Origin of the sequence: Streptomyces noursei, from assembly GCF_016917755.1 — a bacterium.
Taxonomy (GTDB): domain Bacteria; phylum Actinomycetota; class Actinomycetes; order Streptomycetales; family Streptomycetaceae; genus Streptomyces; species Streptomyces yunnanensis.
In genome coordinates, this window is record NZ_CP070326.1 from 6,291,465 (window position 1) to 6,305,028 (window position 13,564).

Annotated in this window: 11 protein-coding genes; 6 read left to right on the forward strand and 5 right to left on the reverse strand. The window is 67.3% G+C overall.

The window, feature by feature from the left end; all coding sequences use genetic code 11:
• Positions 1-98 precede the first annotated feature (98 nt).
• The 6 genes from JNO44_RS27605 to JNO44_RS27630 all read left to right on the forward strand — a co-directional run bounded on the left by JNO44_RS27605 (position 99) and on the right by JNO44_RS27630 (position 6,686).
• Positions 99-1,721, forward strand: coding sequence for a peptide ABC transporter substrate-binding protein (locus JNO44_RS27605; RefSeq protein ID WP_205366534.1), 1,623 nt, complete (start codon positions 99-101; stop codon positions 1,719-1,721).
• Positions 1,722-1,741: 20 nt separating this feature from the next.
• On the forward strand, positions 1,742-2,665 hold the full coding sequence (locus JNO44_RS27610; RefSeq protein WP_039640894.1) for an ABC transporter permease: 924 nt from the start codon (positions 1,742-1,744) through the stop codon (positions 2,663-2,665).
• Entirely contained in the window at positions 2,658-3,641 is a 984-nt protein-coding gene (locus JNO44_RS27615) for an ABC transporter permease (protein WP_205366535.1), read from the forward strand. The genes JNO44_RS27610 and JNO44_RS27615 overlap by 8 nt, the downstream gene beginning before the upstream one ends.
• Before the next feature lie 13 nt (positions 3,642-3,654).
• Complete coding sequence (locus JNO44_RS27620) at positions 3,655-4,665, forward strand: ABC transporter ATP-binding protein (RefSeq protein WP_205366536.1); 1,011 nt, start codon at positions 3,655-3,657, stop codon at positions 4,663-4,665.
• A complete protein-coding gene (locus JNO44_RS27625; protein ID WP_205366537.1) occupies positions 4,652-5,713 on the forward strand; it encodes an ABC transporter ATP-binding protein in 1,062 nt (353 codons plus the stop codon). The genes JNO44_RS27620 and JNO44_RS27625 overlap by 14 nt, the downstream gene beginning before the upstream one ends.
• A 505-nt stretch (positions 5,714-6,218) precedes the next feature.
• Entirely contained in the window at positions 6,219-6,686 is a 468-nt protein-coding gene (locus JNO44_RS27630) for an RICIN domain-containing protein (protein WP_205366538.1), read from the forward strand.
• A 347-nt stretch (positions 6,687-7,033) separates the two neighbouring features.
• Here JNO44_RS27630 and JNO44_RS27635 read toward each other — a convergent pair whose 3' ends face one another.
• From JNO44_RS27635 to JNO44_RS27655, 5 genes are all read right to left on the reverse strand, one after another.
• The gene (locus JNO44_RS27635) at positions 7,034-8,173 is read right to left on the reverse strand and encodes an ABC transporter ATP-binding protein (RefSeq protein ID WP_205366539.1); all 1,140 of its coding nucleotides are present in this window, start codon (positions 8,171-8,173) and stop codon (positions 7,034-7,036) included.
• A 12-nt stretch (positions 8,174-8,185) separates the two neighbouring features.
• Positions 8,186-9,253 carry an ABC transporter ATP-binding protein gene (locus JNO44_RS27640; RefSeq protein ID WP_205366540.1) on the reverse strand — a complete coding sequence of 356 codons (1,068 nt, stop codon included), beginning with the start codon at positions 9,251-9,253 and terminating at the stop codon, positions 8,186-8,188.
• An 11-nt stretch (positions 9,254-9,264) separates the two neighbouring features.
• Positions 9,265-10,236, reverse strand: coding sequence for an ABC transporter permease (locus JNO44_RS27645; RefSeq protein ID WP_039633093.1), 972 nt, complete (start codon positions 10,234-10,236; stop codon positions 9,265-9,267).
• 123 nt (positions 10,237-10,359) lie between these two features.
• A complete protein-coding gene (locus tag JNO44_RS27650; RefSeq protein WP_205366541.1) occupies positions 10,360-12,159 on the reverse strand; it encodes an ABC transporter substrate-binding protein in 1,800 nt (599 codons plus the stop codon).
• Between the two features lie 104 nt (positions 12,160-12,263).
• Complete coding sequence (locus JNO44_RS27655; RefSeq protein ID WP_205366542.1) at positions 12,264-13,298, reverse strand: ABC transporter permease; 1,035 nt, start codon at positions 13,296-13,298, stop codon at positions 12,264-12,266.
• Positions 13,299-13,564 lie beyond the last annotated feature (266 nt).

Below are 13,564 nucleotides of genomic sequence, written 5' to 3' on the forward strand. Positions count from 1 at the left end.
TGCCGAGGTGCGCTATGGCACGGTTTGGGCTCTGATGTGGGCTACGTGTGGTCCCCGCGACTACGTGTGACCCGGAGTCCGGACCGTAAGGAGGCGCCATGCGCGGAGCCGTGCGCGCGAAGTGGGCCGTCTGCGCGGGGGTGCTGGCCCTCGTGGCCACCGCCTGCGGGGGTGGGACCGCCGGGCCGGGCGGCTCCGCCGTGGTCAGCGCCTCCTGGGGGGACCCGCAGAATCCGCTGGAGCCGGCCAACACCAACGAGGTGCAGGGCGGCAAGGTCCTGGAAATGCTGTTCCGCGGCCTCAAGCGGTACAACCCCGGGACCGGCGCCGCGGAGAACGTCCTCGCCGAGAAGATCGAGACCACCGACGCCCAGCACTACACCGTGACGCTCAAGCGCGGCTGGACCTTCAGCAACGGCGAGAAGGTCACCGCCAAGTCCTTCGTGGACGCCTGGAATTACGGCGCGCTGCTGGACAACAAGCAGAAGAACGCGCCCTTCTTCCAGTACATCGACGGCTTCGACAAGGTGCACCCGGACAATGGTTCGGCCACCGCGAAGACCCTCTCCGGGCTCCGGGTGAAGGACGACCACACCTTCACCGTCACCCTGAACCAGAAGTTCTCCAGCTGGCCGGACACCCTGGGCTATTCGGCGTTCATGCCGCTGCCCCAGACGTTCTTCCGCGACCACGCCGGCTGGCTGGCGAAACCCATCGGCAACGGCCCGTACGTGGTGGATTCGTACGCCAAGGGCAGCGTGCTGAAAATGCGGAAGTGGAAGAGGTACCCCGGCTCCGACCCGGCGCAGAACGGCGGGATCGACCTCCGCGTCTACACCGACAACGAAACCGCCTACACGGACCTCCAGGCCGGGAACCTCGACCTGGTGGACGACATTCCGGCCTCCCAACTGAAGAACGTCCGGGCAGATCTGGGAGACCGGTATCTGAATCAGCCGGCCGGGATCATCCAGACCCTCACCTTCCCCATGTACGACCCGCGGTGGAGCAAACCGGGCGCGGCGCAGGTGCGGCGCGGCCTGTCGATGGCGATCGACCGGGGGCAGATCACCAAGGAGATCTTCCAGAACACACGCACCCCGGCCACCGACTGGACCTCACCGGTACTGGGCGCCAAGGGCGGCTACAAACCGGGGCTCTGCGGCGAATCCTGCGAATTCAACCCGGCGAAGGCCCGGCAACTCATCAAGGACGGCGGCGGAATTCCCGGCGGCCGGACCACGATCACGTACAACGCCGACACCGGCTCGCACAAGGACTGGGTCGACGCGATCTGCAACAGCATCAACAAGACGCTGGGGGACGACAAGGCGTGCGTGGGGAATCCCGTCGGCACCTTCGCGGACTTCCGTAACAAGATCAGTGCCAAACAGATGACCGGGCCGTTCCGGGCCGGCTGGCAGATGGACTACCCACTGATCCAGAACTTCCTCCAGCCGCTGTACTACACCGGTGCCTCCTCCAACGACGGAAAATTCAGCAACCCCGAATTCGACAAGCTCGTCAACCAGGCGAACGCCGCCCCGGACACCCGGCAAGCGGTGGCGAAGTTCCAGGACGCGGAGCGGATTCTCGCCCGCGAGATGCCCGCCATCCCGCTGTGGTACCAGAACGGCAGCGGCGGCTATTCGGACCGGATCAGCAATGTGCGGCTCAATCCGTTCAGCGTGCCGGTCTACAACGAGATCACGGTCGGTTGACCACGGAGGCAGGCGCGCTCATGGGACGTTATGTGATCCGGCGGCTGCTCCAGATGATCCCGGTGTTCATCGGCAGCACCTTTCTGATCTTCCTGATGGTCTACGCACTGGGCGACCCGGTCGCCGCGATGTTCGGCGACCGGGCGCCGGACCCCGCCACCGCGGCGCAGATCCGCCACGACCTCTACCTCGACCAGCCGTTGTGGAAGCAGTACCCGCACTACATGGGCCAGATCTTCCAGGGGAACTTCGGCATCGCGTTCAACGGCCGACCGGTCACCGAGCTGATGTCCTCGGCCTTCTCCGTCACCCTCCGGCTCACCCTGGTCGCGATCGTCATCGAAATGGTGGTGGGCATCGCGCTGGGGGTGTTCAGCGGACTGCGGCGCGGCCGGGGCATCGACACCACCGTGCTGGTCCTCACCCTCGTCGTGGTCTCGGTGCCGACCTTCGTCAGCGGCTATCTGCTCCAGTTCGTCTTCGGCGTGAAGTGGGAATGGGCAGCCCCGACCGTCGCCCTGGACGCACCACTGGGCCAACTGCTGCTGCCCGGCCTGGTGTTGGCGCTGGTCTCGCTCGCCTACGTCACCCGGCTGACCCGGACCTCGATCGCGGAGAACGCCCGCGCCGACTACGTCCGCACCGCCATCGCCAAGGGCCTGCCCCGGCACCGGGTGATCACCCGTCACCTGCTGCGGAACTCTCTGATCCCGGTCGTCACCTTCATCGGCACCGACATCGGCGCGCTGATGGGCGGCGCCATCGTCACCGAGCGCATCTTCAACATCCACGGCGTCGGCTACCAGCTCTACCAGGGCATCCTCCGGCAGAACTCGCCCACCGTGGTGGGCTTCGTGACGATCCTGGTGCTGGTCTTCCTGATCGCCAACCTGCTGGTCGACCTGCTCTACGCCGTCCTCGACCCGAGGATCCGCTATGCCTGAGTCCCACGTGCCCAAGGAAGCCATCGGCCACGGCGACGGCGGCACCGCCGCGCTCGCCATCGGCGAGGCCGAATCCCTCGAACGCGCCCCCACCGCCCGGCCCCTGCCCCCGGGCGGCGAACCCACCGGCAAACCCCGCAGCCTGTGGAGCGACGCCTGGCACGACCTGCGCCGCAACCCGGTCTTCGTGGTCTCCGCGCTGGTCATCGTCTTCCTGGTGGTCATCGCCCTCTGGCCGCAGCTGATCGCCACCGGCAACCCCTACCGCGCCGACCTCGCCAAGGCCCAGCAGGGCGCCGGCCCCGGCCACCCCTTCGGCTACGACACCCAGGGCCGGGACGTCTACACCCGGGTCGTCTACGGCGCCCGCGCCTCCATCACCGTCGGCACCTGCGCCACCGCCGGCGTCGCCCTCCTGGGCGGACTGCTCGGCGGCCTGGCCGGCTTCTTCGGCGGCTGGTGGGACACCCTGCTCTCCCGGCTCGCCGACATCTTCTTCGGCATCCCGGTGCTGCTCGGCGGGCTGGTCTTCCTCTCCGTGGTCACCAGCGCCACCGTCTGGCCGGTGATCGGCTTCATCGTGCTGCTCGGCTGGCCGCAGATCGCCCGGATCGCCCGCGGCTCGGTCGTCACCGCCAAGCAGAACGACTACGTCCAGGCCGCCCGGGCCCTGGGCGCGGGCAACCGGCGGCTGCTGCTGCGGCACATCGCCCCCAACGCCGTCGCCCCCGTCATCGTCGTCGCCACCATCGCGCTGGGCACCTACATCGCCCTGGAGGCCACCCTGTCCTACCTCGGCGCGGGCCTGAAACCACCCACCGTCTCCTGGGGCATCGACATCTCCGCCGCCTCCACCCACATCCGCAACGCCCCCCACATGCTGCTCTGGCCCGCGGGCGCGCTGAGCATCACGGTGCTGGCGTTCATCATGCTCGGCGACGCGGTGCGCGACGCCCTCGACCCCAAGCTGCGCTGAGGAGGCGGTGGAGATGACCAACGGCGGCGCGCCCCCGGCGCAGCCCCTGCTCGACGTCCAGGACCTGGCGGTGGAGTTCCGCACCCGGGACGGGGTGGCCAAGGCCGTCAACGGCGTCAGCTACACCGTGGCCGCCGGCCAGACGCTGGCGGTGCTCGGCGAGTCCGGCTCCGGCAAGTCCGTCACCGCGCAGGCCGTGATGGGCATCCTCGACTCCCCACCGGGCTTCGTCACCGGCGGCCGGATCCTCTTCCAGGGGCGCGATCTGCTCACCCTGGGCAAGGAGGAGCGCCGCAGGATCCGCGGCGCGAAGATGGCGATGATCTTCCAGGACGCGCTCTCCGCGCTGAACCCGGTGCTCAGCGTCGGCACCCAACTCGGCGAGATGTTCCAGGTGCACACCGGGACGTCCCGCAAGGAAGCCCGGGCCAAGGCCGTCGAGCTGATGGAGCGGGTCGGCATCCCGGCGGCCCGGGCGCGGGTGGGGGACTATCCGCACCAGTTCTCCGGCGGTATGCGCCAGCGCATCATGATCGCCATGGCGCTCGCCCTGGAACCCGACCTGATCATCGCCGACGAGCCGACCACCGCCCTGGACGTCACGGTCCAGGCCCAGGTCATGGACCTGCTCGCCGAGTTGCGCCGGGAATACCGGATGGGCCTGATCCTGATCACCCACGACCTGGGCGTGGTCGCCGACGTCGCCGACACCATCGCCGTGATGTACGCGGGCCGGGTCGTCGAGTCCGCCCCGGTGCACCAGCTCTACAAGGCGCCCGCGCACCCGTACACCCGCGGCTTGCTGGAGTCCGTCCCCCGCCTGGGGCACAAGGGCCGGGAACTGCACGCGATCAAGGGCCTGCCTCCGAACCTCACCGCCATCCCGCCGGGCTGCGCCTTCCACCCCCGCTGCCCGCTGGCCCGCGACGTCTGCCACACCGACCGCCCGCCGCTCTACGACGTCGGGCCGGGCCGGACCAGCGCCTGCCACTTCTGGAAGGAGACGCTCGATGGCGCCCGGTGAACCCCTCCTCGAAGTCCGCGACCTGGTCAAGCACTACCCGCTCACCCAGGGCGTGCTGATCAAGAAGCAGGTGGGCGCGGTCAAGGCGGTCGACGGGGTCTCCTTCGACCTCCGGCAGGGCGAAACCCTGGGCATCGTGGGGGAGTCCGGCTGCGGCAAGTCCACCGTCGCCCGGATGCTGGTCGGCCTGGAACGGCCGACGGACGGTCACATCCGTTACCGCGGCGAGGACATCACCCGGCTCTCCGGGCGCGCCATGAAGGCCGTCCGGCGCAACATCCAGATGGTGTTCCAGGACCCCTACACCTCGCTCAACCCCCGGATGACGGTCGGCGACATCATCGGCGAGCCCTTCGAGATCCACCCCGAGGTGGCGCCCAAGGGCGACCGTCGGCGCCGGGTCCAAGAACTCCTCGAAGTCGTCGGCCTCAACCCCGAGTTCATCAATCGCTATCCGCACCAGTTCTCCGGGGGCCAGCGGCAGCGCATCGGGATCGCCCGCGGCCTGGCCCTCCGCCCGGAGATCATCGTCGCCGACGAGCCGGTCTCCGCCCTCGACGTCTCCGTCCAGGCCCAGGTCGTCAACCTCCTGGCCCGGCTCCAGGCCGACTTCGGGCTCTCCTACGTCTTCATCGCGCACGACCTGTCCGTCGTCCGGCACCTCTCCGACCGGGTCGCGGTGATGTACCTCGGCAGGATCGCCGAGATCGGCACCGGTGAGCAGATCTACGACCACCCGACCCACCCGTACACCCAGGCGCTGCTCTCCGCCGTCCCGGTACCCGACCCCGGGGCCCGCGCCCACCGGGCGGGGGCGTCTGCCGGCGAGGGGCGGGGGAGGATCCTGCTGAGCGGCGACGTCCCCTCCCCGGCCGACCCGCCGTCCGGCTGCCATTTCCGCACCCGCTGCTGGAAGGCGCAGGAGCTGTGCGCACGGGTCGAGCCGCCGCTGGCGGTCCCGGCGGCGTTCCAGGACGCCACCGGCCCGACGCGGCACGCCTCGGCCTGCCACTTCGCGGAGGAACGACGGGTGGTGCCGAGCGAGTAGACGGCACCCCGGTATACGGACCGGGCATCTGGAGCCGGCTTGGCGACTTCTGTCTGTCCGGTGGCCCACACTGTTTCCAAGTACGCGTCGTTCGCGGCCCGTTGCTCATCCCATCTCGACGGCCGCTACCACCGTTCGTGCTCCTTCGCCAGGGTGGATCGCGTCTCAGGTCCGCAGATGTGCTGCAGACGTACTGCTTCCTTGACAATGTGAGGATGCGAGGGGGGAAATTCAGCCAATTTCGGATATTCAGGCGTCATGGATGCGGGATCTATGCAATGCACGGACTCCTGGAAGTTGCGTGACAGGTGCTCGTTAATTTCACGGGTGCGAGGGGGCGATTTGGTGTTTAATGATCTCGTCGGTCGCTATGGGAAAGCGGTCGGCGTGACACTTCCTGCGAAGGTGACCGCTTCGAGGGGGCAGGGGCGCGGGCGCCCGTCGCGGTAGTCGCGGACAAGCTGACCTGCCGGTGTCAAACAGGCAAGAAAAGCGAGGGGAAAGTATGAAGCGTAAATTTGGCGTGGCTGTCGCCGGGGTGGCTGCGGCAGGGGTGGCAATGCTCGGTACGACGCCGGCGTCCGCCACGCCTGTCCGGGGGTTCAACATTAAGAATATCGCGTTCGGGAAATGTCTCCAGTTCAATGGAATTGGTCATCCTGTGACCGCGGTGAAGTGTGACGTAGAAGTCCAACGGCAGCGATGGGCGAACTCCCCCGACGGGATCATATCTATGGCCGCTGGCACGACGGGTCCCTGCCTGCTGGGCAAGAACAAGGTCGGCGGGTATGTCTACGTGAATTCCTGCCACTTCGGTGGATGGTCGGGTTTTACCGCGAGCTCCTACCATGACAGGGAGAAGGCCGTCTACGTAAGCCAGGGTGCCGGTTGCTACCTCAAGGTATCAGGCGGCGATGCGGTCTGCACTGAGGGTATAGACGGACGAGAGACGTGGATGGCTATCTACGGATAGTCGGAACTGATTCGCAGTTCAATAACCGGGAGCCATCGTCTTTGAGAGGTATGGGTCCCGGCGCTCTATGGCCGCAAGACCGTTTAGGTGGTGTCTTCCGTCAGTAGAGGCTGGCGGAGGGCACAGGGAACTCGCCCGCCCCGCCTCAACCTGATGCGGCAAGCACTCCAAAGATCGGCCCCGGCTCGTAGTCGGCGGAGGGTGGGTGCGCCTGGACTGCGTACGCGAAATCAGTCGCCCCGCCCGGCCGTAGACCGCAACCGCAACACCCGAGCAGCGCTGGGGCCCGCTTCCTTTGAATGAAGCGGGCCCCAGCGCCGTGTATCGGCGGTTTAGGCGCGGCAGGTTCAGCTCTCCGAGCTGTCGGTGTCAGCCATCCCGTTTTCCTCGATCGCCGCCAGCGCCGGGTCCAGGATGATGTCCTCGCCGCGGGACGCGGTCGTCGGCTCCTCCGGGAAGTGGCAGGCGGTCAGGTGGCCGGCGTCGTTCCGGGCGATTTGGATCAGCGGCGGCTCCTCCGTCGCGCACTTCTCCTGCGCCTTCCAGCAGCGGGTGCGGAACCGGCAGCCGGACGGCGGGTTGACGGGGGAGGGGACGTCGCCGGCGAGCCGGATCCGCTCGCGCTCCTCCTCGCCCTCCTCGGCCAGCTTCGGCTCGGGCACGGCCGAGAGCAGGGCGTGGGTGTACGGGTGGCGCGGCCGGTTGTAGATCTCGTCGCGGGTACCCACCTCGACGATCTTGCCGAGGTACATCACCGCGACCCGCTCGCTGAAGTGCCGGACGATCGCCAGGTCGTGGGCGATGAAGATGAACGCGATGCCCAGTTCGCGCTGGAGGTCCTGGAGCAGGTTGACCACCTGCGCCTGGATGGAGACGTCCAGGGCGGAGACCGGCTCGTCCGCGACGATCAGCTTGGGCTCCAGGGCGAGCGCCCGGGCCACGCCGATGCGCTGCCGCTGACCGCCGGAGAACTCGTGCGGGAAGCGGTTGTAGTGCTCGGGGTTGAGGCCCACGGTCTCCAGGAGTTCGCGGACCCGCTTCTCCCGGCCGCCGACCGGGTTGATCCCGTTGATCTCCATCGGCCCGCTGATGATCGTGCCGACCGTCTGCCGCGGGTTCAGCGAGGCATACGGGTCCTGGAAGATCATCTGGATCTCGGAGCGGATCGGCGCCAGCTGCTTGCGGTTGGCGTGTGTGATGTCCTGACCCGCGTAGGTGATCTTGCCCGAGGTGGGCTCCATCAGCCGGGTGAGCAGCCGACCGGTGGTCGACTTGCCGCAGCCGGACTCACCGACCAGGCCGAAGCTCTCACCGGCGTGGACGGTCAGGTCCACCCCGTCGACCGCCTGGACGGCGCCGACCTTCCGCTTGAACGGGAAGCCGCCATAGATCGGGAAGTGCTTGGTCAGTCCCTCGGCGGTGAGCAGGGGCTCGCTCTGGGTGGCCGCGGCGGCTCCGGGCGCGGTCAGGGTGTCGTTCTTGGCCATGGTGGTAGCTCCCTAGCCCAGCCGGGGCTTGATCTGCTCGGTGAAGAAGGTCTGCTTCTGCTCTGAGGTGAGGTGGCAGGCGGCGGCCCGGCCCGGCGCCAGCGGCGGGCGCTCGCCGGTGCACAGGTCGCCGTCGACCTCCGCGGTGAACGCGCAACGCGGGTTGAAGGCGCAGCCCGACGGCGGGTTGAGCAGGCTCGGCGGCGAGCCCGGGATCGGGTGCAGCTCCTCGTTGACGTCCGAGGAGAGCCGCGGCATGGAGCTGAGCAGGCCCCAGGTGTACGGGTGCCGGGGCTCGGTGAGGATCTCCCGCACCGAACCGCGCTCCACCGCCCGGCCGCCGTACATCACCAGCAGGTCGTCGGCGACGTCGGCGACCACGCCCAGGTCGTGGGTGATCAGGATGATCGCGGAGCCGAACTCCTGCTGGAGGTCCTTGAGGAGGTCCAGGATCTGCGCCTGGACGGTGACGTCCAGGGCGGTGGTCGGCTCGTCGGCGATCAGCAGCTGCGGGTTGCAGACCAGCGCCATGGCGATCATGGCGCGCTGCCGCATACCGCCGGAGAACTGGTGCGGGTAGTCGTCCACTCGCAGGTTGGGCTGCGGGATGCCGACCTTGGTGAGCATCTCGATCGCGCGCTGCCGGCCCTCGCGCTTGCTGGCGCCGGTGTGCTTCATGAACGGTTCGGCGATCTGCCGCCCGACGGTGTAGTACGGCGACAGGGCGGTCAGCGCGTCCTGGAAGATCATCGCCATCTTGTTGCCCCGGAGCTTCTCCAGGGTCTTCTCCCTGGCGCCGGTCAGCTCCTGGCCTTCCAGGTGGATCTCACCGGTGATCTCCGTGACCTTGGGGTTGTGCAGCCCCAGCACGGCGAGGTTGGTGACGGACTTGCCGGAGCCCGACTCGCCGACGATGCCCAGGGTCTTGCCGCGCTCCAGGTCGAAGGAGAGGCCGTCGACCGCCTTGACGATGCCGTCCTCGGTGGAGAAGCGGACATGCAGGTCGCGGACGGAGAGGAAGGAGCCGGTGCCGGATCCGTTCGGGGCCGGCGTCTCCTCGGTCTTGGTGGGTGTGGTCACGACAGGCTCTCCTAGGACAGACGCACGCGCGGGTCGATGAACGCGTACGCCGCATCCACGACGATGTTGAAAACCAGGATCAGGGCGGCGCTGAAGATCATCACGCCCATCACCATCGGCAGGTCCAGGGTGGTGACCGAGTCGACCGCCAGCCGGCCGAGTCCCGCCAGCTGGAAGGTGAACTCGGTGATCATCGCGCCGCCGAACAGCGAGCCCAGGTCCACACCGAGGATGGTGACGATCGGGATCAGCGAACCGCGCCAGGCGTACCGCAGGAAGACGTAACGCGCCGGCATGCCCTTCGCCTTGGCGGTGCGGACGTGCTCCTCCTGGAGCTGCTCGATCATCGTCGAGCGCGCCATACGGGTGTACTGCGCGGTGAAGATCGTCGCCATCACCAGCCACGGGATCAGCAGGCCCATGAACCAGCCGATCGGATCGCTGGTGAGGTTCACGTACGCGGGAGCGGCCATGATGCCGCTGTAGACGAAGATGCCCAGCACGACGGGGCCGAGGATGTAGATCTGCACCGAGCTGAGGATCATCGACAGACTCGTGACCGTCTTGTCCAGCAGCGAGCCGCGCTTCCAGGCGGCGAGCAGGCCGGCGCCCACGCCGATCACCAGGAAGGCCACGACACCGCCGAAGGCCAGCGACGCGGTGAGGGGCAGCCGGTCCATCATCGTGGACCAGACGTCCTGCTTGGTGGCGAAGGAGTAACCGAAGCAGGGGGCGTTGCAGTGGCCGAGGGTGAAGTCGCGGCCCGCGAAGATCCCGACGAGGAAGTGCCAGTACTGGACGGGCACGGGCTGGTCCAGGCCCAGGTTCTTGTGGATGAGCGCGACGTTGTCGGCGGTGCAGTTCTTGCCGCACGCCATGAGCGCGGGATCACCGACGGAGAAGAAGACGAAGAAGGTGAAGGCGCTCAGCAGGAGGAGGATGACGACCGCGCCGAGCGTCCGGCGAAGTAGGAAGGGAAGCATGACAGTTCGCTGCTCTCAGGACGGCGGCTGCAGTGGGGTGAGGGGTGGCGGGAAGGCCCCGGAGTGCGCGCCCCGCCTTGCGCGCGCACTCCGGAATGCCTTCGGCTGTGTGCTGCTTACTTCTTACTTCTTGACGAACAGCGTGTTCACGTCGAGGTAGTTGGTGTCCGTGTTGTAGCGGATGCCGCCGATCTTCGAGCCGTACAGCTGGAGCGACTTGACGAAGAACACCGGGGCGGCCGGGTTGACCTGCTCCACGATGTAGTGGTGGAGCTTCTGCCACTCCGCGGTCTGCTTCTGCACGTCCGGGATCTGCCGGATGCGGTCGATCTCCTGGCTGATCTTCGGGTCACGGACGTGCGAGTAGTTGGAGGCACCGTCCGCGATGATGCGGCCGTCGTAGGACGGCGGGATCACCGTGGAGGCGTCCGGCCAGTCCTGGCCCCAGCCGGTCAGGTAGACGTCGAAGCCGTTGTCGACCTTGCCCATCTGCTGGTACCAGGAGGAGGAGTCGACCTCCTTCTTCTGCACGTCGAAGCCGGCCTTGGTCAGCCCGTCGGCGATGGCGACGGACTCCTTCTGCCGGATCTCGGTGTTGGCGTAGGCGTAGACGAGCTTCATGCCCACCTTGCCGGCTTCCTTCAGGAGCTGCTTGGCCTTCTCCGGGTCGCCGTTGGGCTTCTTCAGCTTGCCGTAGGGGTCGTAGCCCTTCTCGTAGCCCGCGACGGTCGGGGAGAGCAGACCGCCGGCGACCTCACCGCCGTAGCTGCCGCCCTCGATCCGCACGACCTGCTGGCTCGGCATCGCGTAGGTGATCGCGTCACGGATCCGCTTGTCCTTGATGCGGTCCATGTTCATGTTCAGCTGCCAGACGTAGGGCTGGTAGCCCTGCACCAGGCGCTTGCTGGCACTGGGGTCGCTCAGCACCTGCTTGGTCAGCGTCGGCTCCACGGCGTTGGTGAAGCTGATGGCGGTCTGGTCCTCGCCCTTGTCGGCCATCAGCCGCTTGGTGGAGTCGGAGAACTGGTGGTTGAAGGAGATGTTGTAGCCGTCGACGTACTGGTGGCGCGCCGGGTCGGTCTTGGGGTCCCAGCTCGGGTTCTTCACCAGTGCCATGGACTTGCCGGACTTGAACGACGCGATCTTGTACGGACCGCTGGTGACCGGCGCGACGTCGTAGCTGTCCTTGGTGTCCTTGGCGCTGTCCGGGACGGCGCTGTAGCCCGCCATCGCCAGCGCGTAGGGCAGCTGCGTCTGCGGCACCTTGAAGTGGAAGACGACGGTCTTGTCGTCCGGGGTGTCCAGGACGGACTTGGGCAGGTGGTCGCCCTTGTACGGGCCGTCCGGCAGCGCCTTGCGGTAGGTCGTGCCGTCGCCCGACAGCCACTGCTGGATGTAGGTCGGACCCTCGGTGATGAACGGCGCGTACATCCGCTCGATGGAGTGCCGGATGTCCTTCGAGGTGATCGGCGTGCCGTCCTCGAACTTGATGCCGTCCTTGAGCGTGTACGTCCAGGTCTTGCCGCCGTCGGACATCTTTCCGGCGTCGGTGGCGAGGTCGCCGACGAGGGTCTTGTTGCCCTTGTCGTCCTGCGTGTACGTGGTCAGGCCACGGAAGATCAACTTGGCCAGGTCGCCCACGTCGCTGACGTACATCTGGGCCGGGTCCAGGTGGTTGTAGCTGTCCCGCTGGTAGACGGTGATGGTGCCACCGTTCTGCGCGCCCGCCACCGCGGCCGCGGGGCCGTTGGACTGCGCCGCGGTGCCGAGCGGCACCACCTTGGACTGGGAGGCCGCGTCCTTGTCGGTCTGCGCGTCGTCCTTGCCCGAACGGCTGCCGCCGCTGCAACCGGTGAGCGCGAGCGAACCGGCCGCCAGGGCCACGATCACCGCGCGGGTTCTACGCGTGGAGAGTGTGTTCATGAGGATCCAAGCACCTGCCTGTCAGTCGTTGTCCCGATGTGCTGTCTGACGCATCCGGTGCGCCACCGGCGCGGGGGTGACAGCTGCCCCCGTCAAGAGGGCGATCAGCGCCCGGACTTGGGGTCGAACGCGTCCCGGACCGAGTCCCCGAGCAGGTTGAAGCAGAGCACGAAGATCACCATCGCGGCGCCGGGGAAGAGGAGGAAGGTCGGGTCGTTCTCGTAGATCTGGCCGGCCGTTTTGAACAGCCGCCCCCAGTCGGGGGTGGGGTCCACGATGCCGACGCCCATGAAAGACAGGCCGGCCTCCGCCGTCACGAACAGCGGGAGCATGTAGGTGCTTTGCACCAGGATCGGGGTCACCACGTTCGGCAGCAGCTCCTTGGTGATGATCCGCCAGGGAGAGGCGCCGGTGATCCTCGCGGCCTCGACGAAGTCCCGCTCCCGTAGGGACATCACCTGTCCGCGCAGCAGACGGGCCAGACCCATCCAGCCCAGCGCCCACTGCACGAGGATCAGCGCGATCACGCGGATATAGGTGGGGGTCTCGTCGCCCGGCGCCACGAAGACCGCGATCACCGCGGGCATGAACGCCACGAACGTCAGCTGGCTGGGGAAGGCGAGCAGGAAGTCGATCAGCCGGCCGACCCAGTAGTCGGTCTTGCCGCCCAGGTAGCCCGCCGTGATGCCGATGATGGTGCCGGTGATGACCACCAGGATGGTGACCGCGAGCGAGATGCCCAGCGAGGTCCGCATGCCGTACAGCAGGTTGGTGAACAGATCGCGGCCGAGGCCCGGCTCGATGCCGAACCAGAAGTCGCCGGAAATGCCGCCGTTGGGCGCCGCCGGATAGCTGAACTCGTCCAGCAGATTGGGGTTGTCGCTGCCGTACAGCGTGTACGGGTTCTTGCCGTAGAGCGAGGCGATCACCGGGGCCAGGGCCGCGATGACGAAGAACGCGAGCACGATGATCGCGCAGATCATGCCGCTGCGGTCGCGCTTGAAGCGCGCCCACATCAATTGCCCGGGGGAACGGCCTACGAGCTCACCGCCCTTGCCCTTCTTTTCCTTCTTCAGACCCTTGGATGCAAGTCCCGGGGTATCGGGCTTGCCTGCCGCGGTCTGGGATGGACTAGTCATCGCGAAGTGCCCCCGCGCCGAGTTCTCTTGGAACGTGAAGCGGCACCGGTCGCACCGCTGGATGAGCGCGACTTTCGCAAGGGATTTACGGCGGAGTCAAGGGCAAGAGGTGCGCTCGTGCACAGGTCGTCCGCTTCTTGAGCGAAGATTGCGCAGATCGTCTCCCTCGCGTGCTTGACACGGGGTTGTCATGTACGGCATGAGGGACATATCGTCCCCAAGCGCCTTAACATGAAGGCAACTTGTCCGTCGCATCACCGATATAC